Origin of the sequence: Dyadobacter sp. LHD-138 (assembly GCF_030929615.1) — a bacterium.
Lineage (GTDB): Bacteria > Bacteroidota > Bacteroidia > Cytophagales > Spirosomataceae > Dyadobacter.
This window is the reverse complement of record NZ_JAVFVU010000003.1, coordinates 118,727-145,535: the sequence shown is the minus strand read 5'-3', so window position 1 is coordinate 145,535 and position 26,809 is coordinate 118,727. Positions and strand designations below refer to the sequence as shown.

General features: G+C 44.6%; 16 protein-coding genes. 12 read left to right on the top strand and 4 right to left on the bottom strand.

Annotated features, from left to right (window positions below):
• The first annotated feature begins 35 nt into the window (after positions 1 to 35).
• Both RB622_RS02125 and RB622_RS02120 read left to right on the top strand, forming a co-directional pair.
• On the top strand, positions 36 to 953 hold the full coding sequence (locus RB622_RS02125) for a Gfo/Idh/MocA family oxidoreductase (protein WP_308044840.1): 918 nt from the start codon (positions 36 to 38) through the stop codon (positions 951 to 953).
• A 53-nt stretch (positions 954 to 1,006) separates the two neighbouring features.
• Positions 1,007 to 1,786 (top strand): SDR family oxidoreductase, encoded by a 780-nt coding sequence (locus tag RB622_RS02120; protein ID WP_308044839.1) that lies wholly within the window; start codon positions 1,007 to 1,009, stop codon positions 1,784 to 1,786.
• 195 nt (positions 1,787 to 1,981) lie between these two features.
• Here the strand turns inward: RB622_RS02120 and RB622_RS02115 are convergent, their stop codons facing one another.
• Together RB622_RS02115 and RB622_RS02110 are read right to left on the bottom strand one after the other, a co-directional pair.
• The gene (locus RB622_RS02115; RefSeq protein ID WP_308044838.1) at positions 1,982 to 3,544 is read right to left on the bottom strand and encodes a SusD/RagB family nutrient-binding outer membrane lipoprotein; all 1,563 of its coding nucleotides are present in this window, start codon (positions 3,542 to 3,544) and stop codon (positions 1,982 to 1,984) included.
• Between the two features lie 27 nt (positions 3,545 to 3,571).
• Positions 3,572 to 6,766 (bottom strand): SusC/RagA family TonB-linked outer membrane protein, encoded by a 3,195-nt coding sequence (locus RB622_RS02110; RefSeq protein ID WP_308044837.1) that lies wholly within the window; start codon positions 6,764 to 6,766, stop codon positions 3,572 to 3,574.
• A 347-nt stretch (positions 6,767 to 7,113) separates the two neighbouring features.
• On the opposite strand from RB622_RS02110, the gene RB622_RS02105 reads away from it, so the two are divergent.
• On the top strand, positions 7,114 to 8,184 hold the full coding sequence (locus tag RB622_RS02105) for a dihydrodipicolinate synthase family protein (RefSeq protein ID WP_308044836.1): 1,071 nt from the start codon (positions 7,114 to 7,116) through the stop codon (positions 8,182 to 8,184).
• A gap of 10 nt (positions 8,185 to 8,194) precedes the next feature.
• Here RB622_RS02105 and RB622_RS30270 read toward each other — a convergent pair whose 3' ends face one another.
• Complete coding sequence (locus tag RB622_RS30270) at positions 8,195 to 8,365, bottom strand: T9SS type A sorting domain-containing protein (RefSeq protein WP_409021412.1); 171 nt, start codon at positions 8,363 to 8,365, stop codon at positions 8,195 to 8,197.
• A 662-nt stretch (positions 8,366 to 9,027) separates the two neighbouring features.
• Here RB622_RS30270 and RB622_RS02100 point away from each other — a divergent pair.
• The 8 genes from RB622_RS02100 to RB622_RS02065 all read left to right on the top strand — a co-directional run bounded on the left by RB622_RS02100 (position 9,028) and on the right by RB622_RS02065 (position 23,001).
• Positions 9,028 to 9,630, top strand: a complete 603-nt coding sequence (locus RB622_RS02100) for a sigma-70 family RNA polymerase sigma factor (RefSeq protein ID WP_308044835.1) — start codon at positions 9,028 to 9,030, stop codon at positions 9,628 to 9,630.
• 89 nt (positions 9,631 to 9,719) lie between these two features.
• On the top strand, positions 9,720 to 10,829 hold the full coding sequence (locus RB622_RS02095; protein WP_308044834.1) for a FecR domain-containing protein: 1,110 nt from the start codon (positions 9,720 to 9,722) through the stop codon (positions 10,827 to 10,829).
• Positions 10,830 to 10,992: 163 nt separating this feature from the next.
• The gene (locus RB622_RS02090; RefSeq protein WP_308044833.1) at positions 10,993 to 14,400 is read left to right on the top strand and encodes a TonB-dependent receptor; all 3,408 of its coding nucleotides are present in this window, start codon (positions 10,993 to 10,995) and stop codon (positions 14,398 to 14,400) included.
• Between the two features lie 10 nt (positions 14,401 to 14,410).
• The gene (locus RB622_RS02085; protein WP_308044832.1) at positions 14,411 to 16,192 is read left to right on the top strand and encodes a RagB/SusD family nutrient uptake outer membrane protein; all 1,782 of its coding nucleotides are present in this window, start codon (positions 14,411 to 14,413) and stop codon (positions 16,190 to 16,192) included.
• Between the two features lie 12 nt (positions 16,193 to 16,204).
• The gene (locus RB622_RS02080; RefSeq protein WP_308044831.1) at positions 16,205 to 16,888 is read left to right on the top strand and encodes a DUF3823 domain-containing protein; all 684 of its coding nucleotides are present in this window, start codon (positions 16,205 to 16,207) and stop codon (positions 16,886 to 16,888) included.
• 136 nt (positions 16,889 to 17,024) lie between these two features.
• A complete protein-coding gene (locus RB622_RS02075) occupies positions 17,025 to 19,346 on the top strand; it encodes a PSD1 and planctomycete cytochrome C domain-containing protein (RefSeq protein WP_308044830.1) in 2,322 nt (773 codons plus the stop codon).
• Positions 19,347 to 19,358: 12 nt separating this feature from the next.
• Entirely contained in the window at positions 19,359 to 20,819 is a 1,461-nt protein-coding gene (locus RB622_RS02070; protein ID WP_308044829.1) for a DUF1501 domain-containing protein, read from the top strand.
• A gap of 163 nt (positions 20,820 to 20,982) precedes the next feature.
• On the top strand, positions 20,983 to 23,001 hold the full coding sequence (locus tag RB622_RS02065) for an FN3 associated domain-containing protein (protein ID WP_308044828.1): 2,019 nt from the start codon (positions 20,983 to 20,985) through the stop codon (positions 22,999 to 23,001).
• Between the two features lie 125 nt (positions 23,002 to 23,126).
• Here RB622_RS02065 and RB622_RS02060 read toward each other — a convergent pair whose 3' ends face one another.
• A complete protein-coding gene (locus RB622_RS02060; protein WP_308044827.1) occupies positions 23,127 to 25,421 on the bottom strand; it encodes a TonB-dependent receptor in 2,295 nt (764 codons plus the stop codon).
• 245 nt (positions 25,422 to 25,666) lie between these two features.
• Here RB622_RS02060 and RB622_RS02055 point away from each other — a divergent pair, with 245 nt between their 5' ends.
• The gene (locus RB622_RS02055) at positions 25,667 to 26,527 is read left to right on the top strand and encodes a DUF6624 domain-containing protein (protein WP_308044826.1); all 861 of its coding nucleotides are present in this window, start codon (positions 25,667 to 25,669) and stop codon (positions 26,525 to 26,527) included.
• Positions 26,528 to 26,809: the final 282 nt, after the last annotated feature.

Below are 26,809 nucleotides of genomic sequence, written 5' to 3'. Positions count from 1 at the left end.
GATTTTTTCCGAATTGCGAACAGTTCAAAATTATTATGATAAAAATTGGAATCATCGGGATGAGCCCGGGAAATGCACATCCGTATTCGTGGTCTGCCATCATAAACGGGACTTTTGATGCGGAGGAAATAACCAAGGTGGGTTATCCGGCCGTGGCGTCCTATCTGGCTGCCAATCAGGATACGCTTGGGATTCCTTCGGCCCGGGTGACACATATCTGGTCTCAGGATCCTGCAATCTCAGAAAGTATTGCCAGGTCCGTCGGTGTAGTCCATGTTGTGGATACGCTGGAAGATATGGTCGGAAAGGTTGACGCAGTACTTCTTGCGAGAGATGATCCTGAAAATCATAAGGAAATGGCCAGACCTTTTATTGAGGCAGGAATTCCGATTTTCATTGACAAGCCGCTGGCCTATTCAAGAGAAGATCTACATTGGTTTTCAGAGCAAAATGCGAAAGGAAAGTTCATCATGTCATGTTCCTCCATGCGGTATGCCAGCGAGTGCCGGGCTGCACGCCAGGATTTGCAGCTGATTGGTAAACTGGAATTGGTGACGGCGGTAGGAAAGAAGGATTGGAAAAAATATGGCGTTCACCTTCTGGAAGCCGCATTTGGCATGCTGGATGATCCGGAACCATTATCTGTAAGACATATTGGAGAACCTGATAAGGAAATTGTGCAGCTGCGTCTTAAAAGCGGCCTGGAATTGACATTCCATTTATTCACAAACATCACAGGCACATTCCAGCTTTCGCTATTTGGACAACAGGGCTGGAAACTCGTTGATATTAAAAACTCCTATGCCATGTTTCGTGACAATATAATTGAATTTGTGAGATCGGTTGAGGAAGGCAAGCCACGGTTGGCCTTTGAGAAAACGGAGAATATTATCCGGATTATCATTGCTGCCAGAGAAAGTATGGAGCAGGGGGGAAGGCCGGTTTATTTGTAGCCGGGATAATGGGTTTTATGTGCAGGAGGAGCGTTTTAATCTAATAATTTATCATGAATGTAAAAGACTTACTCTGTTTAAAAAATAAGGTTATTCTGGTAACGGGCGGATCGGGCAATTACGGGAAGTGCATTGTTGAGGGCCTGGCGGAAGCCGATGCGACAGTCATTACGACATCCAGAGATATTGCCTCGGCGCAGAAAAACGCAGATTACTTCCGTCAAATGGGGTTGGATGTCCACGCCATGCAGGCTGACCAGGGTGAACGGGAATCGGTAAAGATTTTAAAAGCACAGATCCTGGAGAAGTTCGGCAGACTTGATGGCTTTGTAAACAATGCGGTTTCCAGACCTATGAAAGGTTACAATGCCCCCATTGAACAGTTTGAAGAATCGATGCAGGTGAATGCTACCGGCATGATGGATCTTTTAAGAGAAATGACGGATCTGATCGTGCAAAGCGGGGGAGGGAGCGTGATCAACATCGCGTCAATGATGGGTATGTTCGGGCCAGATTTATCCAATTATGAAGGAACCCGGAACATGGGTGATTTGCCGCCGGATTACTTTTTTCACAACGCCGGGCTGATCAATCTCAACCGTTACATGGTACAAATGAATGCAGGGAAAAATATCCGTTTCAACTGCATAAGCCCGGGCGGTTTGTTCAACAATCAGCCTGAGGCTTTTCTGAACAATTATTATAAGAAAGTGCCCCTGAGACGGATGGCTAATCAGGATGATATCAAAGGGCTTGTCGTACTATTGTCTTCCGACGCCGGCGCCTATATCAACGGCGAAAATATACTCATGGATGGCGGACTGAATGCCTGACAGGGTTTGCTCCGACTTCGGATATTCCAACTGAAATCTGTTCGGGTGGGCCAGGAATCCGGTTATCTGTTTTTAAATAAGAAATAACAAGAAAAAAACCTGCAATTGGCCATTTTAAGGCCAATTGCAGGTTTTTTCGATTTTTTACAAAGATAGAAAAGGAGAGAATAGCCACATGAGCAAAGTGCGGACGAACTATTGTTTATCCCACCAAACTCTTGTTTTGAAATTATCAGCACCCTGACGGCCTACGGCAGCATTATAATTTGCCGTATTCAATACCGGTTCATCCTCCGGGTAGCGCAATCTGCGTGGGTACGTGCCATCCGTTTCGTTGCTCGGATAGTTTGTTGGAACCAGCTTTGGGTACCCCGAGCGGCGGACGTTGGCGAAGGCTTCAAGACCATTCATGAAACATGCCGCCCAATATTGCGTATTGATCTGCTCATATGCTTTTTCCTTGTCGGCAATGCCCACGAAAGGATTTGCTGTCAGATAAGTATTGATTTCAGCATCGGTGATTACGGCAGACGCGTCATATTTGGCCAGGTTTTTCATGGCACCGGTTACACCATTTTTGTAAAGCGCCGCCGCATCGCCGGTGATCCAGCCCCGAACGGCCGCCTCTGCCAGCATAAACTGGACTTCACCATAGGTAATGCACATTCTGGGACCATCCAGCTTGGCATAAACATCACGGTTGATTCCGGAGTACTGATGCTGGTCCAACTTAGGATTCCAGCTTGCATCCGCTTGAATGGTTACCAGGTTGAACCCATTGGGCATGCCCTTCTGAACCGAAGGATCTGTATTTTTGGTACTTGCCTGGGTTGGATTTGAGTAAACGGCCACCATGTATTTCAGGCGTGGATCGCTGTTGTTTTTCATAAAGTTGAAGATCGTCGCACTGATCTTGCCAGGCGATACACCTGATACGGACAACGTCCAGCTTTCTCCGTTCACGAGTGCCTGATTGGCCCCGGTTTTGTCGGTTGCCTTGAAAAACATATTGTCGTCGACAGAAGTAAATACACCGCCTGCAAAAGCCTTTTTTACCCAGGCTTCGGCTGTCGCCGGTTCTACTTTCTGCAACCGCATACCCAGACGAAGCATCATCGAGTATCCGAATTTTTTCCATTTTGCGATATCGCCTGCGTAGATAATATCAGCGGTTACAGCGGGTTTGGATGCATCCAGTTTGGCCGTGGCATCTTCCAGTTCGCTCAACATGCTATAATAGATATCTTTCTGGGTATCGTATTTGGGTTTGTAGTTCTGCGAATAGTATCCCTGATTTGCTTCGGAATAGGGTACATCCCCATACATGTCCGTCAGACGGGAGTATATCACGGTTTTCCAAATCCTGGCCATGTTGTACAGATTGCTTAACGCTGGTTTGTCCTTGGACAATTGTATCGCATCTTCGAGAAACTTGCTGCCGCCAAGCTCCGCATTGAACGTATGTTTCCACAAATTCTCGCTTCCCCCTTTATTGTATACGTACTTGTCCCCAAAAAAATCGAAGGTTCCGGCGTCACTGAGTGTCGAAAAATGCTGAACAAAAGTTTCACCATAGTAAAGGGAGGCCGCATCGTCGCCTTTTGAGGAGAAAAGCTGAGCGGAAGTAAACAAATAGGCGGGATTGAATTGATCGCCGGTAGCCGCATTGGGGTCGTTGTTCAATTTTTCAAAATCGCCATCACAGGCCGACATGAACACCATGCCGCTTGCAAATAACAGGCTTAGTATTTTTTTCATTTCAAATAGATTTATTCCGTTCCTGATTTAGAATTTCAAATTCACATTAAAACCATAGCTCCTGGTTGGTGGCAGCGCCGTATTTTCCAGCCCCTGGTCGTTGCCCGCAGAAAGATTAGACTCCGGATCGATACCAGGCGTGTGCTTCATCAGGACCTGAAGGTTTCTGCCAACAAGCGACACACTGGCTCCCTTTATAAACCCGATTTTTTCGTACAAGGCTCTCGGCAGGTTATACGTAAGTGATACATAACGGAGTTTGATAAAGCTGGCATTATAAAGATAGTCGTCCAGGGCATCGCGACGTCTAACGATGATATCCCTGTTGTTGACCCGGGCAGCGGTGACCAGAACTTTGTTCTCCTCGCCCTTCTCCGTCACGCCTGGTAATATAACGCCATTATCTCTTCCCAGTAATGACCGGTACGACATGCCCCGATGTTCCAGGTTGTAGTTTGTGTTAGCGTAGATATACCCTCCGAATTTACCATCCACCTGAGCCGAAAGCGTCAGCGCCTTGTAACTAAAGGTGTTGGTAATACCAGTTGTGTATCGCTGAATACCCGAACCGAATGCCTTAACATCCTGAGGTACGATGGGCAGACCACCGGCATCCATCACATCCCGTCCATTTGCATCCCGCTTAATCGTACGTCCTACGATTTGTGAATATTCCTCACCCACGACCTGTTTGATGAAAACTTTCGTTGCGGTCGCCAGAAGAAGTTCTTTGGCCGAATTAGAGATTTTTAGAATTTTACTTTTGTTGTAGGCCACGTTTAGCGAAACATCCCAGCTGAAATTTTTCTTCGTCAGTGGCCTTACAGAAAGCAGCATTTCGACACCACGGTTCCGAAGTTCACCCACGGTAACTACGGCACCATTATAGCCGGTAACAGTGGTTATACTTTCTGTGGTAATGTCGTTGGTCGTAACCCGGTTATAGGCGGCAATATCCAATCCCAACTTGCTGTTGAACAAGCGGAGGTCCAAACCTGCTTCCAATTCGTTCACGCTCAATGGGCGTAGGTTCTTGTTGGGAACCACGGCCTGTTTGATTGAGCCCAGCGGCTTACCCTCGTAGCTGTAAGGCAATACGTCGTAGGTCAGATTGAGCTGGTAGGGATCGGTATCCCCACCCACGGATGCGTAGGACATTCTGAATTTACCGAAACTAATGGCTTTGGGTAAATCGAAGGCATCCGAGAACACATAACTAAGACTGGCAGAAGGATAAAAATAATTGTTTGATTCCGGGCTCAGGGTCGAAAACCAGTCATTCCGGCCGGTGACATTCAGGAATAGGTAATTTTTGTATGCCAGCTCGGCGGTACCAAACAAAGAATTGATTTTTTTATCTGTAATATTCGTCGTTGTCTTGCGAACCGAGGTGTTGTTAATAACCTCCAGACGTGGTGTAATGATACCGGAACCGCTGATGTTCGTACCATTGCTATGCTGGGACATCATGTTTCCTCCCAGGTTCACGACTAAGTTGAGAGACTTGTTCAATGCCTTGTTCAGTCCGATCATCCCTTCAAAGTTTCTTTCGTAGAAATTGGTCTGTATTTGGTCGATTTGGCCATTCGGACGGTACCCGGTACCTTCCGGTACGATCTTGTTGAGCTGATAGGAAAAATAATCCTGTCCTGCTTTTCCCTGTACAAATAGCCAGTCAAAAATATTCCAGCGCGCATTTACGGCAGCAATGAAGCGGTCTTTCTTCGTATTGTTTTTGATCTGATTCAATGTATAGTACGGGTTTGTGGCGCCCAGGTCCGTACCCAGATTTTTTTCTTTAAAAGTAACAGGATCGTATCCCGGAGCAAGTGCGCTGGTAGGCATGTTGCTGTTCACGTACAAAATGGTTCCGGCACTGTTGGCATTATTGCTTTCCAGGACGTAGCGATTGTCAACCTGCTCGTTGATGTAATCCACATTGGCACTGATGGCAATGTTTTTTGTGGCGTTCTGGTTGATGCTCAGGCTGATATTATCCCTGCGCATTTTCGCATTGGGGATGATGCCTTTATTGCGCATATCGGTAACAGCCACTCTGAAATTGCCTTTATCCCCACCGCCTGTAAAGGCGATGTTGTTGGAAGAAGTAAACCCGTTGCCATAAAAATCCTTTAAAACCTGGTCCTTTACATAGGAATAAGGCCTTTCCACGCCATCCAGCTGGACAACCGGTGTTCCGTCATAACGGGCACCCCAGTGATTTTGCCCGTGTGCCGCAGCCACGCCCACATTTGCAGGTTTTACGCCATTATAGCCCTGTCCGAATTCCTTTTGCAGTTGCCAAATAAAGTACGGTACTTCAACGGTATTGTTGGTATTGAATTCGATACCAATCCCTTTGTTGCCTTTTCCCGATTTGGTGGTGATAATAATGGCACCGTTTTTCGCCCTTGATCCGTACAGGGCGGCAGCCGCTGCTCCTTTCAAGACGGTCATTTCTTCGACGTCGTCGGGATTGATACTCGATATGTTGTCACCCCAATCCGGATTGTCGCCCTGTGTTTTCCCGAACTGTGTATTGTTCATGGGCAAACCGTTGATAATAAACAATGGCGCGTTGTCTCCCTTGATCGATGTGTTACCGCGGATGGTGATTCTGCTTGATCCGGCAGGCCCCGTCGCCGCCGCAGAAACATTGACACCCGCCACTTTTCCAGCCAGAGAGTTTCCGATATTGGTTTCCCGGGTTTTTGTGAATGCGCCGCCGTCTATTTTCGTCACGGAATAACCAACTGATTTCACCTCTTTCTTAATACCCAAAGCGGTTACCACCACCTCATTTAGCGACTTGGTATCCGTAAGCATTTTAATTTCCAGGTTCGACATATTCCCCACCTGAACTTCCTGCAGCTGATATCCCACAAACGAAAATACCAGCACCGAATTCGCCGCGGGCGTTTCAATACTAAAGAGTCCTGATATATCCGAGGTGGTTCCTTGCTGCGTTCCCTTTACCAGAATGTTTACGCCCGGTAGAGGGTCTCCTTTGTCGTCGGTTACCTTTCCTTTGATGGTCTCAGCGACATTTGGTAAAATCAAAATAGGACGCACTGTGATCCCCTTACTTTCCGGTGCCACCGGATTCATTGATGCTGTGGCGTAGCCGCTCATGGCGATGGTGGCCATGGCAAGCACCAGGCTACACTTCTTGCTAAAAGACGTGAAGCATGTACCGTGCTCTGGTAAAATTTTCTGTTTCATGCACTTTAATGAGGTTATGTTTTAGAAAAGGTCGGCACAGCCCTCGTTATTGCTAAAAAAGACGTGTCGATGATAACTACATGTACGCGACAAAGTCAATATTAGGCATGTGATTAATTCTATTTTTTTATAATAAATTCATAAATAGTTACAGTGCTGATTATGTACGTACTATGCAATATTTAAATTACCATATTTTGTGTGCGAAAAACTGTGTTCTGGCTCATATCGTCATTGGGAAAATTACAAGACTAAAAAAAGTTGCATGGGATGGTGACCAATCGTATTCATTTTCAGTACTCTTTTATAGACACCGATAAATCCTAACGATTAACGTTAAAATGAAAATGGAGCAAGAACTTACCCGACGAAAATTTCTGGAAAAAATGGCACCTGCGACGCTCAGTCTCCTGGTTGGCAGCGAATTGATGAAGCCCGGATATGCGCTGGCCAACAAGCCGGATCCTGCATTTTCAGGTTCGGTAGGAACGAGCGAAAAAAAGTTTGTCCCCGTGATGATTACGCCTTTCACCGCCAGTCTAAAGATCGATTACGATAAGGTTTCGCGTATCATTGACTTTTACCTGGCTGCGGGTGCGAAAGGTTTTTTTGCCAATTGCCTGAGCAGCGAAATGTATTTTATGAACGATCAGGAACGCATAGACCTGACCCGTCACGTGGTGAAATATGTAAACGGGAAAGTTCCTGTCGTATCAACCGGTTCATTCGGAGATTCTATTGCAAGCAAAGCACTATTTGCAAAGAAAATTCATGATACCGGTGCCGATGGGGTTATCCTGATATCCAGCCATTTTGCGGAAAAAAATCAGAGCGATGCTGTGTTAATGGAGAATTTAGAAAAGTTTTTTGCCCTTACCGGAGACATCCGATTGGGGACATACGAATGCCCGTCTCCCTACAAAAGAATCATTTCTCCGGAAGTGTTCAAATTCCTCGTTTCCAATAAAAACATGATCTACCACAAGGATACGACGGAGGACCTGAAAGCGATTGAGGGCAAACTTGTCATTTCGAACGGAACCCAGATGGAATTTTACAACGCACATGCAGCAACGGCGCTGAAATCCTTACAAAAAGGCGGAAAAGGCATGTCACCTATTTCCGGAAACTTCTATCCGGAAATACACACCTGGCTTTGTAAAAATGCCAATAATCCGGCCAAATCTGAAGATGCGAACTGGATACAGGCGGAGATCGCACGGATGGAACCGTTGATATCCATACCTTATCCACTCAGTTCAAAATATTTCTTAAAGAAAAGAGGGCTTCCGATTGAGTTGGTATGCAGGGCAAAAAGCAAGGTTGTATCGCCGGAACAACAGCAAACGCTGGACTATGCCCACAGCGTGTTTCTTGGCTGGTGCGACCGGCTGCATATAAAGACGGTAAAAGGGTAATTTTATTTATTCAGCGCACAAACTTTTTCTTATGAACCGTGTTGTCCCAATAAATAATTGAGAGAACATATACTCCCTGCGGCAGCGTTTCAACAGCGAATATCCCGTCCGCCGGTGGCAATACATTGTATACGTCGATCCCTGCGAGGTTGTGAATCGTTACAGTTTTGACTTTTTCCAGTCATCAATGCTGATTGTTAAATTACTGCCTACAGGGTTTGTAAATACTTGGTTCAGGAATGGGGAGTCAAAATTTACATTACGAATGGTACTATACGAGAAGGTTTGGTCCTGGTCGATCATTTTAAGTCGGTACAGGTTTTGACCCCCGCAGCGGGTTTGGGTCTTCAAAGGTATGTTACTAACTTTTGACTGTTGCGCTGGGCAGGAATGTCTTTGCTGCAAGGATTGTTAAATTGAACCCCTTAAATTTATTGTTATCTGGTAATGAGGGTCTTGTGTGTTACGAAGGTCCCGTATATCAAATTTTCAGTCCTCTTTACGAACATTTTCATAATGATCAAGGGATGAATTTTGTGAAGGGGCTGGTGATGTTCAAATATAAACAGCATCCTGTTGAATCGAAATGTTTCTAGAAATCCATGTTACTACGATAATTTGAGGACGTATTTATTTGCTGCGTGACCGGTCGAACGGTCTTTTGCAGCATAGATGGTTATTTGTATCAGCTGGAATAAAAGCCTCTTTAAATTTTGACGCACACATGCATATATTTCTACTTCTTTTGACTTTTCATTCAAATGACTTTGAACACTAATATCGTGATCGGTTATCGGGATACTCCCTGCGGTATTTTACACACGTGATAAAAAGTAACAATTCATGGGAGATTTGAAAAAGGACTTGGAAAATGAAGAATACGTTCTTTGGCTGCGCTTCAAAAGCGGAGATAGCAATGCTTTTTCCCAAATCTATAGCAGGTATGTAGGGATTCTCTATAACTACGGCTATCACATCCTGCCCGATACTTTTTTAGTGCAAGACGCCATACAGGATCTGTTTGCAGATCTTTGGCGCACGAGACAAAATCTGTCCGATACGAGTTCTATTAAATATTACCTTTTTAGATCGCTTCGCCGTAAAATTCATCGTCTTACTGAAGATGAACAGCTTTTCGACTCATTTCCCGAAGCAGATCAAATTGCCTCCATCCCTTGCACGCCTTCAGATGAGACGCTTCAAATCGAAAGCGAAACGATGGATGAACAAATCCATACGCTGCAAAGGGCTCTGTTGAGTCTACCCCCGCGGCAAGCTGAGGCAATTCGTTTACGGTTTTATGATGGATTTGAATTGCATGAAGTTGCCAATATCATGCAAATGAATGAACAATCCGTTCGAAACCTTATCCAGCGGTCAATCCGAAAATTGAGACTGTCTTTTAATTTACTGATGATTCTATATCTCATTTATAATTTTTTCTAAAAAAATATAAAATAAGTGAGTTAAAATGTGAAAAAGCTTCTTTGGTACTTACGAAGGAGTTAATCTATTGCATTTATCCCTGTAATTTTATGAATTATTGCATTTTCAAGACAGAGGACTTTTTGCTGGACCCTTCTTTCGTACAATGGGCGAGGAATGGTGAGAATGATGAATTCTGGCAAACATTCCTCATTAAAAACCCTTCTAAAACCGACGATGTAGAACGCGCGAGATTATTGATTCTTGCAGCAAAATCGCTTCCGGTATTTTCGTTAAGTGCGGAAAGTCAGGATTCTTTATGGGAACGGGTGCAACAAAAAATTGCAGACGAGACAGAGCCTTATTCAAATCCGGTTCCGTTGCTGAGAAGAATCTGGTGGGTGGCGGCCTCGATACTAATGATTGCTGGTTGGCTGGGTTGGCAAACGATGCATAAGGAGAAATTAGCGTCAGTGACCTATGAAAAATTAATTGCAGGCACAGAAGCAAAAAAGGACAATTTGGTGGAATACATTAACAGCACCAATAAAGTTATGCCGGTCAGTCTGCCGGATGGAAGTTCTGTATTGCTGCAGGGTAGAAGTCGCTTGGGTTATTTTAAAGACCGTTTTGGAATAACCAAACGGGAAGTGTACATATCCGGCGAGGCTTTTTTTGAAGTTGCGAGAAATCCTGAAAAGCCGTTTTTGGTGTATGCCAATGAGTTGATAACAAAAGTGTTGGGTACGAGCTTTACGGTCAGGGCATACCCTGACGATAAACAGGTAAATGTATCCGTAAAGACCGGGAAGGTTTCTGTGTTTACCCGGTTGGAAGCAAAAAAGAACTCGGAGCTTAGCGGTTGTGAACTAAGCGGTGTGGTACTCACACCAAATCAACATATCACGCTCAATAGACAGGAACTTAAGCTTTCGAAGATATTGATTCGCCAGCCTGAATTACACGCTGCGATAGCGCAGGAGCAACTTCAGTCTTTTGAATTCGACGATGTGCCGGTTTCTGATATTTTTGAAAAAATTGAGAAAGCTTACGGTGTCGAGATTGTTTACGACCAGGCATTATTGGCAAAATGCAGAATAACTGCATCCTTAACGAAAGAACCGCTCTACAAAAAAATACGATTGATCTGCGAGGGATTAGGCGCTAGCTATGAAATGATCGATGCGCGAATCGTAATACAATCAAATGGCTGTAAATAAATTACTTAATTTTTTATATGTGACAGAGAAGATCCAATTTTTTTAAAAAAAAGGTCAGTGGTGTTTTGCACGACTGACCTCAATGAACTCTCTCTACTTGTTGGTCCTTGGAGCGAGAGCCTTTTTGTCAAATTTCCTAATCTAACAAAATCATCCCAAATGTATGAAAAATTCTGTACTGTTCAGTAGGTTAGCGCTTAAATTTGTGCGGCTCACTTTTATGCAGCTCATGCTATCGGCTTTGCTCGTCAGTGTCGTATCCGCCCGTGAAGGCAAGACGCAGGAGCTTCTTAACCAGCGAATTACCATCAAGAAAAAGCAGGAGACCATCAAATCGATACTCCTGGAGATCGAAAAGTCTCTTGATGTCAAATTTCTTTACAGTTCAAACATTCTCAATCCCAACCAGAAAATAACTTTCTCGGTAAAAAACGAAACACTGGGAGCGGTTTTAACAAAAATATTAAAACCACTTGACCTGGGATATGAAGTATCGGACAAGCAAATTATCATTAAACCTATATTGGTACCGTTAGAACAAAAACGGCAGGCGAGTTTAACGACGTCGGCACGCATGGATAGTTTGGTAAAGGGGATTGTGATCGATGAAAAAGGAGAAGCCCTACCAGGTGTAAACGTTTTGTTAAAAGGCACCCAAAGAGGAACGGTCACAGATGAAAAGGGAAATTTCAGCATTGATGTCTCCGATGCTGTCAGGACTTTGGTATTCAGCTATGTGGGGTTTTTATCTCAGGAGGTCGACGTTAACAACGCCAGTTCGTTGAAGATTTCTCTTCTCGCCGACCAGAAATCGCTCGAAGAAGTAGTGGTGGTTGGCTATGGAACACAGAAAAGGAGTTCAATTTTAGGATCAGTCGCATCCGTATCTGCTGATGAAATCAAGGCAATTACCTCGTCAAATATTGTCAACGGGCTAGCCGGTAAGCTACCAGGTTTGCGGGTTACGCAAAGGACCAGCGAACCGGGTGCATACAATACGGCATTTGATATTCGGGGCTACGGAGCGGCTCTTATTGTGGTGGATGGCGTGGTGCGGGACGACTTTAACCGATTCGACCCCAATGAAATCGAGAGCATATCGGTGCTTAAAGATGCTTCCGCCGCGGTTTATGGCATAAAGGCTGCCAATGGCGTAGTATTGGTGACCACAAAAAAGGGAAGTACGAGCGGAAAGCCGGTTATTACCTATTCTACCAAATACGAGATTGCAAAAATCCTAAAAATGCCAGAAGTAGGGGATGCTTATCAGTTTGCGGTGCTTACGACTGAAAACGAAATTTTTCAGGGAAAGGGAATCGGTTCCACAACATTTTCAAAGGAAGATATTGAAAAATTTAAGGACGGAACCTATCCCAGCACCGACTGGCTGGATGTTGCATTCAATAAGTATGGCAACCTGATGCATCATAACTTAAATGTTACCGGAGGAAATGACAAGGTGAAATATTTCGCTTCGGCGGGGTATCTTAATGAAATGGGTCTGTATAAAAGTAAGGATTTGAATTATCAGAAATACAACGTCCGGTCGAGTGTGAGCATTAATCTGACAGACAATCTTTCGGCCCAGTTGAATATTGACGCCATGTCTGAGAACCGGAATGAATCCTCTTATCCGGCGGCGAATGTTATGCATTACACGTGGATGAACAAGCCGACATTTTCTACCTATGCCAATAACACAGCGCCCTACATGCAGGATTTTTCATATCCTTTTCACCCGATTGCAGTCACAACAGCGGACATAGGTGGATACCGGAAAACCAAAACATTGACTGTGCAGGCCAATGCCAGTGTCGATTATAAATTCCGGAAGATAGAGGGGCTTAAGCTAAGAGGAATGTTTAGCTATTATACCAGGCCGTCTTTTGAAAAACTGTGGAACAAACGTTACAGTGTTTACACGTACGATCCGCTGACAGAAACATATTTAGAAACCGGCGTTCAAAACTCGCCTTCCAGACTTACGGGTAATTATTTTACCCTGAACAGGAGTACGATGATGGGGCAGGCAGATTACAGTAAAACATTTGCCGATAAGCACAACCTGAACGTAGCGCTGGTATATGAGCAAAGGCGCGAGCAAACAGACAATATGTCCGCTACGAAAGAGTTTGCAATAGATGTTGACCAGTTTTTTGCAGGGGTGTCGGCTAATGCACAGATAAATTCAGGCAACATTTATGAAAACGCCAACAAAAATTTTATTGGTAGAGTAAATTACAATTTTTCGTCAAAATATCTGGTGGAAGCCGGGTTTAATTATGGTGCTTCGTCCCGGTTTCCGTCGGAAAGCAGATGGGGCTTTTTTCCTTTTGTTTCCGGGGGATGGATCATTTCACAGGAAAATTTCTTTAAAGATGCGCTGCCCTTTGTTACGAGCTTAAAAATCAGAGGATCATGGGGGAAGATGGGCGATGATGGCGCTTCGTCCTTTCAGTTTCTTACCGGGTATAATTATCCCAGTGGTAATTTCGTATTCAACAACAATGTCGTTTCAGGCTTGGGTTTTCGCGGTGCGGCCAATCCGAACATTACCTGGTTTACCGCAACAACAAAAAACCTGGGGATTGATTTAAGCCTGTTTAACCGGAAATTATCGTTTGAGTTTGATGTTTTTCAACGTGACCGGTCGGGTCTGCTGGGGACGAGGACCCTTTCTTTGCCGGCATCCGTTGGGGCCGCGCTTCCGCAGGAGAATCTTAACAGCGATATGAGAAGAGGTTTTGAGTTGGTCGTTACGCATCAGAACAGGGTAGGAGAACTTGCCTATTCGGTCTCGGGAAATGTAACTTATACCAGGGGGAAAATGACCTATATCGACCGGGCTCCGGACGGGAACTCTTATACGAACTGGAGAAATAACACGACAGACCGCTGGAATAATTTCTTTTGGGGATATAATCAAATCGGACAATTTAAAACACAACAGGAGGTCTACGAATCTCCGGTGCAGGATGGCCAGGGGAATAGGACTTTGCGGCCGGGAAATATTAAGTACGAAGATCTTAACCATGACGGAATAATCGACGCCGGGGATATGAAGCCAATCGGAAGGGACAATACGCCTGAAATCTTTTTTGGTTTGAACGTGACTTTAAACTGGCGAAAATTTGATCTGGCCGTTTTCGCCCAGGGTGCTGCTAATTTTAATATCCCATGGCAATTTCAAATGAACCCACTGAACTGGGGCAGAAATAGTATGACGCTTGTATTCGACAGATGGCACCATGAAGATATTTTTGACCCGTCCAGTCCATGGGTGGAAGGTAAATATCCTCCGATAAACTGGGCTCCGTCGGATACCTGGGAGTCAACTTTTTGGAGAACCAACGCGAGCTACCTTAGATTGAAAAATCTTGAAATAGGCTATACCATTGAGAATCCTTCTGTTTTTGGTAAAAAGATTCTGGATAGAGTCAGAATATCCGCGAGCGGGTTCAATGTCCTGACTTTGACCAAGGAAGATCTGAGTGCCAGAGATCCCGAACAGCAGGTTGGAGGATATCCATTGACGAAAAGTTACAATCTAGGTCTATCAGTTACTTTTTAACATTACGAAGATGCGATTCAGAATAAAAAATATTTTACTAATCTGGCTGTTTTTAACGATAAGTATTTCTTGTAATAATAGCCTTGATATTTTGCCGCTGGACATACTTACGACGGATCAGGTGTTTGAAAGTAAGTCGACAATTACGGCTTATTTGGCCACATTGTACAACAATTTACCGGTCCAGGATTTCAGGTACCGCGGTTGGGGGGCTGATTTGGCTAATTATACCGACGAATCCCTGGCCTCGTCCGCCACGGAGACCACCGCCATTCCAAACGGAACAGAATTCGGAATCTGGCCCTATCAGTGGATAAGAGCTATCAATGACCTTATCGAAAAAACACCGACGGCTAAGCTTTCGGACAAAGAAAAAGGCGAACTGATTGGTGAGGCGAAGTTCCTCAGGGCCTTTTATTACTTCGGGTTGGTAAAATTGCACGGAGGAGTTCCAATCATCAAGGTTGTACAGAAGTTTACCGGGGATAATATCAAGGATTTACAGGTTCCCCGAAATACGGAAAAGGAGGTCTATGATTTTATTGCTGCTGATCTGGACGAGGCCGCTTTAGCGTTGCCTGAAAACAGTGTTACAGGCAGAGCGAACAAATATTCGGCTCTGGCGCTAAAAAGTCGGGCCATGTTGTATGCTGCCTCCATTGCCAAATCGGGTTCGGTGATGTTAAATGGCACGCTTGGGTTTCCAGCTGCGGACGCTGCGCTGTACTGGCAAAAGGCTTATGACGCAAGTAAGTTGATTATTGATTCAAAGAAGTACGCTTTGTACGCAAAAAATACGAACAAGGAGCTCAATTTCACCGAGTTATTTATTGATCAAAATAATCCGGAGGCTATTTTTTCTATCCAGTTTAAATATCCTGATAAAGGGCATGTTTTTGATCGGAGCAATCTTCCTTTTAGTGTAAGGGCTCCAAGTGGATACGGCGCCGGTATTGGCCCATATCTTGATCTGGTTGAACAGTTTGAATATGTCGACGGGTCGGAAGGTAAGCTAAAAATCAACAACGCAGACGGCTCTCCGGTCTATTATAAACGTGCTACCGATATTTTTCTCAACAAGGATCCGCGCTGTCTCGCCACCGTGATAGCTCCATTCTCAACATTCAGGGGGAATATTATAGATGTTCAGGCGGGAATTTATGATCTGGGTGTAAAATGGGAGGCTGGGGATGAAAAGAGTTTTTTCAATCCGGAAACGCATAAACCGGATAAAGAAAAAGGTACGATAAGGATTGTAGGCGTTAATGGCTTTGGATCGGGGGCGACAGAGAAATCGCAAACGGGTTTCTATATACGCAAATATCTCAATTACACGATGGAGCAAAGCAGGGCGAACGTATCGGATCAGGCATGGCTGGAGTTTCGCTACGCGGAGATTCTCTTAAACTACGCCGAGGCAGCAAAGGAACTGAACAAAACGTCTGATGCAAACTGGGCTATTAACCTGATTCGCAACCGGGCGGGTATAAAACTCCTTTCAGAAGCCGAAACGACACTGGAGAAAGTCCGACATGAACGGTTGGTTGAGCTGGCTTTTGAAAACCACCGATGGTTTGATTACCGCAGATGGCGCATTGCAGATAAGGTACTGTCCAATTCCAAATTCAGTGCGTTGAAGCCTTACTGGGATATTCAGGAGAATGCCTACCGCTTCGAAAAGGTATTGGCGGGACGATATTTCAAAACTTTTGATGTCCGTGCTTATTATGAGCGCATCGATCCGGCAGAAATAAGCAGAAATCCAAAACTGGTTCAAAATCCTGGTTACTAAAAATATAACTTTATGATACGTTTAACTTCTTTTTTCATTTTGTCCATTTGCGTCATTTGTTCGTCATGCAAAATTGACGATTACACTTTTCCGAATGGTGCTATTTATGGAACCATCACAGATAAGCTCACCAATGAACCTCTTCAGACCGAACAACCCAATGGGGTCGTTATCAGGCTGTATGAGCGGGGGAAGTCCAAAAATGCCCCGATTTCGTTCACCGGCAAACCTGATGGATCTTTCGAAAATGCGATGATATTTCAAAATGAGTATCAGGCTATTCCGGTCGAGGGCGCTTTCTTTCCAATCGGGGACACCGCTGCCGTGAAGGTGGAAAGTCGTACTGAGGTTAACTTTTCGGTAACACCTTTTCTGGCTATATTAAATACCAAGATTACCGCCTCGACAGGGAAAATTATTGTTAGTTATAGTCTTGCCAGAGAGAAGGTCGGGGATAAAATAGTAGAAAGAAAGGTTTTGGTGTCAAAAATTCCCACGGTCAACAATGTGGTTTTTGATTTTAAAAAGGAAACGAATCTGACGAGTGTCCCGGACGTGGATATTTTAAAAACTCCGTTTACCGATGAAGTCACCGGTCTGGCTGCCGGGGGCTATTATGTTCGTGTGGGCGCGAGGACTGACAATTCGTTAAGAAAGTACAATTACAGCAAACCTTATAAGATAACCGTTCCCTAACAGCATTTTTTATATCAAAATCAAACAAATGAGATTAGCCGCAGGGAGTGTTGGAATCGCTCCCTGCCTGATCTTCATTTGCTTGGGCAATGAAATGCCGATAGGTAGTTTTTATCATAAGAATAGTCATTAACTGATGAAAAAACAGATTTTCTTTTTAGTAACGTTTTTAGGCATTACCGCAACACTGGTTGTCTCGTGTTTTCAAAAGAATGGCACCTTGCAAAGCAAGTCAGGCAACGAGACGGTAAGCTATAATTTCGATATACGGCCTATTTTATCCGACAAATGCTACGCATGTCATGGCCCGGATGCGAAAAAACGGGAAGCAGGGTTGAGGTTGGATATTGCCGATGGGGCCTATGCCAAATTAAAGGAAGGCAAGGGCGTTGCGATTTTTCCGGGTAAACCTGAACAGTCGGAGGTTTATAAAAGGATAACTTCGGTGGATCCCTCGTATCAGATGCCCACACCTGAGTCGCACCTGGGACTTTTAAATGAAAGTGAAATCGGGTTGGTACGCAAATGGATCGAGCAGGGCGCAAAATATGAGAAGCACTGGGCCTTTACAGCCCCGGTACTGCCCGCTGTTCCGGAGGTTTCCAATACGGAGTGGCCTAAAAATGAGATCGATCATTTCGTCCTGCAAAAGATGGAAGGTGCAGGGTTGTCCCCTAATGAGGAAGCCGGCAAGAGCCATTTGTTGAAGCGTGTGGCGCTGGATCTGACTGGTCTGCCGCCGACGCTCGAAATGCAGAAAAAATTTGAGACCGACGGAAGTGAAAAGGCCTATGGGAAAGTCGTGGATGAACTGTTGGGACAGAAAACATATGGCGAAAAAATGGCCGTTTACTGGCTCGATGTGGCGCGTTACGCCGATTCCTACGGATATCAGGACGATGAGGTCAGGACCCAGTGGCCATGGCGTGACTGGCTGATTAACGCGTTTAACAAAAATATGCCCTATGACAAGTTTCTTACCCTGCAAATAGCGGGTGATATGCTGAAAAACGCCAATAAGGAGCAGATTTTAGCGACGGCTTTTTTCAGAAATCACAAGTATACGGAAGAGGGCGGCGTAATTCCGGAAGAGTACCGGGTCGAATACAATATCGACAAGACGAAAACTTTCAGTACAGGTGTTTTGGGCCTGACCGTTGAGTGTGCCCAATGTCATGATCATAAATATGATCCAATTTCTCAGGAAGATTACTACCGTCTTTTCGCCTTTTTTAATAACTCAAAGGAAGTCGGATACGAAGGCACCGTGTTTGACTCTAAACCAGCTAAAAAACCGACTTTAACCATTTCGGATGAAGACGCCAGAACGTTGCTTTCTTTTATCAACCGACCCGACACCAGCCGTCTGATGGTTTCCGTTTTGGGTGAAAGGGATACATTGAGACCAACCTACATCCTTAACCGGGGTGTCTATGACGCCCCTGGGAAGGTCGTGACGGCATCGGCACTGCCCTCGGTTATGAAGTTTGATACAGCCAAACTTCCCCAGAACAGGTTGGGATTGGCAAAATGGACAACGAGCAAAAGTAACCCGCTTACGGCAAGGGTTTTTGTCAATCAGGTCTGGCAGGAATTCTTTGGGCGCGGGATCGTAAAAAGTACAGGCGACTTTGGTATGCAGGGCGAGTTGCCATCAAACCCCGCGCTACTGGACTGGCTTGCGGTCGATTTTATGAATCATGACTGGGATATTAAAAGGCTGGTCAAGCAGATCGTTACTTCTGCGACTTACAGACAATCTGCTAAAATTAGCGACGAAAAACGTAAAGCGGATCCTGACAATATTTTTCTCTCACACGGCCCCAGGTACCGCATCCCTGCCGAAATGATTCGTGATATGGTGCTCTCAACGAGTGGACTGCTAAACCTTAAAACTGGCGGGCCGAGTGTGAAACCCTACCAGCCCAAGGGGTTATGGGAAGCTGCGACATCGGGACGCGGTTCACTCAAAAGCTACCAACAGGATAAGGGAGAAGCCTTATACCGGAGAGGAATGTATACGTTTATCAAACTTACGGTCCCACCGCCTTCGATGATCATTTTCGATGCGAGTAACCGGGATCACTGCGAGATAAAACGCTCTAAAACCAACACACCCTTGCAGGCTTTGGTGATGCTTAATGATCCTACCGTCCTGGAAGCCTCACGCGTACTTGCCGAACGGATAAGTCTGAAATCAACGAATACGGAAAGCAAAATCAAAGAATCATTCCAGCGTATTGTGTGCCGGGCTCCCACGGAAAAGGAACTGAAACTTTTGACGGACTACTACAACAGCGAGATTTCCATGTTTGCAAAGGACAAAAAACAAGCTTCCAAAGTATTGAGTATAGGGGAGTATCCACGTGAAGCAAAGGTCAATGAAGTTCAGGCAGCGGCTTTGATGCGGTTAATCAATACACTTTATAATATGGAGGAGACAATTACGAAAAGCTAAAGGCTGGTCATTATGGAAAAACAAGTTTTTGATTTTGGAGTAAATACTACCCGGCGCCACTTTTTGTCCAAACTTAGTTTGGGCGTTGGCAGTGCTGCGCTGGGTTCTCTGCTGATTCCCGACCTTTTTAAGGGTGGTGGAGGTGAAGGCGACGTAAATGAGTTTATGGCAGGATTGCCGCATTTTGCTCCCAAAGCCAAACGTGTCATTTATCTTTTTCAAAACGGTGCGCCATCACAGCTTGATTTGTTTGATTACAAACCAATGCTGAATAAAATGCACGGGCAGGACCTTCCAGAATCCATTCGTGGTGGACAAAGGCTTACTGGTATGACGGCCAATCAGGCCAAGTTCCCACTCGCGGGTTCAATATTTAATTTTAAACAAAATGGCAAAGCCGGGGCATGGATGAGTGATTTGCTGCCACACATGGCTAATATTGTAGATGATCTTTGCATCATAAAAACCCTGAACACCGAAGCCATCAATCATGATCCTGCTCTGACATTTTTCCAGACGGGTGCACAGGTCGGTAACCGCCCAAGTTTCGGTTCCTGGCTCAGCTACGGGCTTGGAAGTGAAAATCAGAACCTGCCCGGTTTTTGCGTGCTGTTGTCGAGAGGAAAGGGGAACGGCCAGGGCGTATATTCGAAACTATGGACGAATGGTTTTCTGGATTCGGTGCATCAGGGCGTGCAGTTCAGCAGCGGCGAAAACCCCGTATTGTATCTCAATGACCCCGACGGTATGGACCGGACGCGTCGACGAAAAATGCTCGACAACCTGGCTGAACTGAACCAGGGCACATATAATGAATTCGGTGACCCGGAAATTACTGCCAAAGTACAGCAGTACGAAATGGCATTCAGGATGCAGACAGCTGTTCCGGAAATTACAGATATGAGCAAGGAACCAGAATCCATTGTGAAAATGTACGGTCCTGAATGTTTGGTTCCGGGAACTTATGCTGCGAACTGCCTTCTCGCCAGGAAGTTGTCTGAGCAAGGGGTGAGGTTTATTCAGCTCTACCACCAGGGCTGGGATAGTCACGGGGGGCTGCCAAACGAAATAAAAGGTCAATGTCTGGATGTGGATCAATCATCGGCAGCGCTAATAACGGATCTGAAACAGCGTGGATTGCTTGATGAAACTCTGGTGATCTGGGGCGGAGAGTTCGGACGTACTAATTATTGTCAGGGAACGCTCACCAAAGATAATTACGGTCGTGATCATCACCCAAGGGCATTTACGGTGCTGATGGCAGGCGGTGGGATTAAACCGGGAATCGTTTATGGTGAAACAGATGAATTTGGGTATAATATTGTCAAAGATCCGGTGCATGTCCATGATTTTCATGCAACGATACTCAATCAGCTAGGGCTAGACCACGAAAAGCTTGTATACAAACATCAGGGACGTCGTTATCGACTTACGGACGTTGCCGGTAAATTAGTGAAAGGAATTATTGCTTAATTTATTAATCTTAGAAACAGTGCGCCAATACTTGTCTGATTGGAAAGGGCTTATCTATAATTTGGCCTTTTTCGTAAATGGGTTACTCATTTTCCTTCTTCTGTTCGAAAGCCGGTTTTCTGTACCCTTTTGGATGCAGTCAATTGGCAGAATGCATCCCTTGGTGCTACATTTTCCCCTGGTTGCTTTAATGCTCTATGGTTTTTGGGTAATTATTGTGAAAAAGTCTGAATCGACGCATTGGAACCCTGAACTGGCTGATGCGCTGTTGTTAATAGGGACATTTATGGCATCCATTGCAGCCTTTTCCGGATTTATTTTATCGAAGGAAGAGGGTTATGAAGCCGATGCGATTTTCTGGCATAAATGGCTGGGCATTGCCATATCGTTGGTTAGTCTTACCTGGTATAGCTTTCGGGTGTATTTATCTCCCTGGAAAACTTTGTCAAAATTGATTGCGTCCGGCTTCTTGTTGCTTCTTTTCATAGGCGGACACTTAGGCGGAAATCTGACCCATGGAGAGGATTTTTTAATTTCTCCGGTAAAATCCTCCGGCGAAGGTGCTGCGAAAGTAGCATTTGATCAGGCTAAAATATTTCAGGATCTTGTTCAGCCGGTGTTGGACCAAAAGTGCATTTCGTGTCATAACGAGGAAAAGTCAAAAGGGAATTTACAAATGCAAACCCAGGCCTTGCTGGCAAAAGGAGGGAAGAACGGTGTTCTTTGGGATACAACGAAAACAGATCTTGGGTTGCTGATCAGCAGGGTGCATTTGCCCCTGGATGATAAGAAGCACATGCCGCCAAGAGGTAAGGTCCAGCTTACTGACGAAGAAATTGAGCTGATCGCAGCCTGGGTCAAATTGGGTTCCAGGTTCGATCAGCTTGTGAGCTCGCTGCCTCCTCAGAATCCAATCCAGACCTACGCACAAAATGTTTTGGGGGGAAGCTCTGCGGAGGAAAAGTATGATTTCGGCGCTGCTGATCCGGATGAGGTTTCAAAGCTCAATACAACTTACCGTTTGATCAAACCTTTGTCGGCGGAGTCGCCTGCATTGTTGGTTAATTTTTACAATCGGGCTAATTTTAAAAGTGAAGCGATAGAGGCCTTGCTGCCGTTGAAAGATCAGATTATTTCTATGGATCTGAGTAAAATGCCTGTTAAGGATGGGGATCTCAAGACACTGGCCAAATTTCATGCGCTGCGCAGACTGATTTTGAATTTCACGGAGATTACCGGAGCATCTTTGGCTGACTTAAAAAAACTGACCAACCTGAAAGAATTGTCATTGAGCGGTACAACCGTTAAAGCCGGGCAAGTTAAATCACTTGCAAGTTTCCCGTCTCTGAAAAAGGCTTTTGTCTGGAGCACCGGGCTTACTCCGGAGGAGCTGGCTCAGTTGAAGAAAGAAAAGAAAATTACTTTCGAAACAGGTTTCAGAAGTGACACATTGATTCTACCGCTTAATGCTCCGATGATAGAAAATGAAAATCAGATCATTGCCGGCAATGCACCTATCTCAATGAAACACCAGATTCCAGGCACCGTAATTCGGTACACGCTGGACGGAACAGAACCGGATAGTGTTAAATCTCCCGTTTATAACAAGCCATTTGCCATTGGGAAAAATACCTTTTTGAAAGCCAGGGCTTTCAAAAAGGGCTGGTACGGGAGTAAACAGGCGGAGAAGTTTTTCTTCAAAGCAGGTTTTCACATTGACAGTGTAAAATTAATCACAGCGGTCGACCAGAAGTACAAAGCCAATGGCAATATTACGATCGCCGATGGTGTCAAAAGTGAGAGGCAGCAAAATAGTGGAAAGTGGCTGGGTTATCGCGACAATGAGTTTCAGAGTTATCTGCTGTTCAAAAAACCGGTTAAAGCAAGTAACGTTACGCTGAGTATGCTCCGTAATGTAGGCGGATTTGTTTTTCCGCCGGTGCGTATAGAGGTGTGGGGCGGTGCTAATGAGAAATCACTCAAGTTACTAAAAGTGATAACGCCCGAAATGCCGGTAAAAGAAACGCCGAATTCGGAAAACCTTATTTTCGATGCGGGATTTGAGCCTCAGGAGCTCAGTTGTATAAAGTTGGTTGCCCGGCCTTTGTCAAAGTTACCCGCCTGGCATCCTAAGAAAGGGGAGAAGGCCTGGGTATTGGTGGATGAGGTATTTGTGAATTAAAGGTATCCGTCCGACGCATGTATTGATAAGTTGATAAATAAATTATCCAAATAAAAATCCGGATTCTGTTCACTGAACGGAATCCAGATTTTTAAAAGCGAAAAAGATTTGTACACCCGGGCTACTTAAAATTTGAAAGAAAAGTTAACCACAAAGTTTCTGGAGAATTGCGGGTTTCCTACCGAGTCCCAGTACTTTACATTTGATATGTTGTTTAGTTTAAAACCAAGTTTCCATTTTTCCTTTTGGTAAAAGGCGGTGGTATTGATGGTGTGATAGGCCGGGATCGTATACGTGTTGCTGGAATTAAAATACGAGTCCCCCACATAGTTTCCGCCAAAACCCAGTCCAACCCCTTTAAGATTTTGGAAAGGCAGGCGGTAGCTAACCCAGTAATTAACGATATGTTGCGGCGCCTGGGTTTCGAAATTACCTTCATACACATCGGCCTTGACAAATTTGTTTTCATTGAATCCATATCCGGTTACAACACTCAGGCCGGTCAGCGGGTTGGCAGTAAGTTCAACCTCAACGCCCTTGCTAACCTGTTTGCCGTCTTGAAAACTATACTGAGCGTCATCGGTACGCAACGCATTGTCAATGCCGATATGATAATAGCTGATGCTGCCACTCAGTTTATTTCCTGGTAATTCAGCTTTTACACCGCCTTCCAATTGGTTGGCAAAAACGGGTTTGGGTTTAAAGAGGCTGCCGTTGGGCTGCTCAACCGGCCCTTGATTTCGAAAACCGTTCATGAAGTTTCCAAACAACGATACCTGGTCTTTCACTACCTGATACACAATGCCTAACTTGGGCGAAAGCGATGGCTGAACAAAACCTCCTTCATAGGTTTGCTCAAAACGATCAAAACGCAGGCTCAGCATGGTTGACAAACGATCGGTCCAGTTGATTACATCAGAAACATAGACGCCAAAAGCATTGCCTCCGTAGGCGTCGTGCGAGGCAGCTGTTGAAGGATCTGCCAAAATACTATTCACGCGGCTCAGGCCTGATTTTTCAAAAGGTTTATTGACGTTTACTTTATCAAGAGGGACAACGCTGTAAGTAAGTGTTTCGTCATTGTATTCATAACTGGCTCCGATCAACAGGTTATGATGAAATCTACCGGTGTTAAAACTGCCGTTGAAATTCTGCTGGACATTGGCATAAGTTCTTTCTCTTGGACCAAAATGTCTGATACTCGTCACGGCCGTGTCAGCACCAATCCAGTTGACATAGGGCTGGTAGCTATGATTTAAAAATTCATTTACATGGGATATCCCTGTCGTGGATGTCCAGTTTTTACTGATCTGATACCTGGCCTGTCCAAAATATTTTGTGGCTGCTGCATCGCTGAGCAGATCATTTTGAAAAAAGGATTTTTTAAAACCCAACGGAATATCTTTTGCAGTTTTGAAGGGCACTTCATCCGCAAAAAGCAACGTATAGGCTAAACGGGTTGCGTCACTTTTAAAATATTCAAAATCGAACAGGAATGAAAGGCGTTCGCTGGCCTGGTAAGAAAGGCTTGGACTGATGACAAACCTTTTGTTTTTACCATATTCGTTTGAACTGTTTTGCTGATGCCTAACGGCATTGAACCTTAACAATACTGTTTTTTCCTTATCTAGCGGGGTATTGATGTCAACTGTGGCCCTGCTTAAATCAAAACTCCCCATGCTGTAAGACACTTCACCCCCAAAACCCGCGTAGGGTTTTTTCGTGACCAAATTCATGGCTCCGCCAAAAGTGGATACCTGAGAGCCAAAAAGAGTACCTGACGGACCTTTGATTAACTCGATGCGTTCGAGATTAGCGATTTCCGTTCCTGACCTGTACACTGAGGTCGCCATACCGTTTCGGGCATAGTCGAAGTTGGTAAATCCCCTAAATACGACGGCAAAACTTCCGGTGACATACTCCGTAGGAGCAACCCCGGCCGCAGCCCGAAAGACTTCCTTGACGTCCGTCATCATTTGCTCTTTCATCAGGTCTTTACCTACAACATTATACACCTGTGGATTTTCGAGATTTTTCAAAGGCATCCGCGCAACATACTCGGTTTCCTTGTTCATCAGCCGGCTATCACCGCTCACAACGACTTCCTGCAATTGCCGGTTGTCTTCGGCTAAAGTAAAATTCACGGAACTGGTTTCTCCCGCTGTCACGGTTACCGTATTTTTTTGCGTAACAAGTCCCGTAAAACTCGCTGTAAGCGTGTAGGTTCCGGCTGGGACTTTATTGAGTGTGTAATGACCCGCTTCATTGACCACCGTGCCCCTGGCCGTTCTTTCCAGAACGATATTTACAAATTCGGCAGGTTTGCCATCCGAAGTGATTACTGTCCCCTTGATAGTACCCGTTTGGGCAAGAGCCTGCGCCGAAAAGATGCAGAAAAATAACGTTAGAAATCGTAACATATGTTTCATTTTATTTGGACTAAATTTAAATAAATGCAAATGTAAAAAAACTTTGCAATCATTTCCGCAAAGCACCAATATTTTAAAACCAGTCACGTCCCGCAACGAGACCAGGTATTTTAAGTTTTTGAAAAGCCAGAACTTTTAACAGATTAAGGGAGGCTGGGTGACTTGTAAAATGTATATTTGGAGACAAGCTATCAATGACCCGACCCGAATGGTCTCTTACATTCCATATGAATAAAATGAAATGGTACATAATTTTCTTTTGTCTTGCTGACATTTCAGCCTTGGCTCAAACCGAATCACTTACCGAGGTCAATAAAACGCTGGAAGCAGTGCATGCGGTAGATCAAAATGCGAGAAGCAGCTTAAGATCATGCGAAGCTAGGTTTGGCGTTTCCGCTACCGAGTGTAAACCATTGGTAATGAAGATGGATAGTCTGGATTCCATCAATCAGGAAGTTGTTTTTCAATTACTTGAAAAAGGCTGGCCGAATGCGGGTCAGATATCCGAAAAGGCAAACGACGCCATATTCCTGGTTGTCCAGCATTCCTCTTTAGAAAAACAAATAAAATATTCGGCTGTACTGAAAGAAGCCTTTGTTCTGGGGAAAGTTAGTCCGTCGAAATACGCCATGTTTCAAGACAGACTAAATGTAAGGCAGGGGAAATTACAAACCTATGGTAGTCAAACCGGTGCAGATCAGTATGGTAACGTCTTCTTTTATCCAATTCATAATATTACTCGGGTGGATAGTGCCCGGCGGGAAGTCGGACTATCATCCATTGACGCGTACAAACTTAATTTTCCAGGCGGTAATGTGTATCTTGACACTGCCCGTCATGTTTCAAACGCTAATATAATCTTGATTGTCCATGTTGGTAATGGTAAACAGCAGGCACTAAAAGGAATAAAACTTTTCGTCCAAAATGAGGTAATCGGTGAAACAGACGATAAAGGGTTCATGTATGTTTTAATACCTCGGGAAAACTATCAGGATTTGAGTTTGAAATTTGTGGCAAATGATCAAAAACAAATTCGCTATGCTTTAAAGGGAGACAGAGATTTCTTTGACATTTACCTCATGTTCAATACACTGTAAGGCGTATTTTAATGGAATCAATTGCATTGCGCTGCCTGGGAATAATTATATTCGCAATGATCCAGGAAAAACCGGTACGATCTCTGAAAGGTTACGGAGTAACTTGGGAAGGCGACGCAGTAGAAGATCAAAAAGCAATTAGAAAAGGATATTTTTGGAACATTATAAATAAAAGATGACTAAAACCATTTTGTCTAATCTAATTTTGATAATACTTCTTTCTAGTTCAGAAAAAAACGAATCAGCACTTGGTTTATATAGTGATCTGAAAAACAAAGAAAC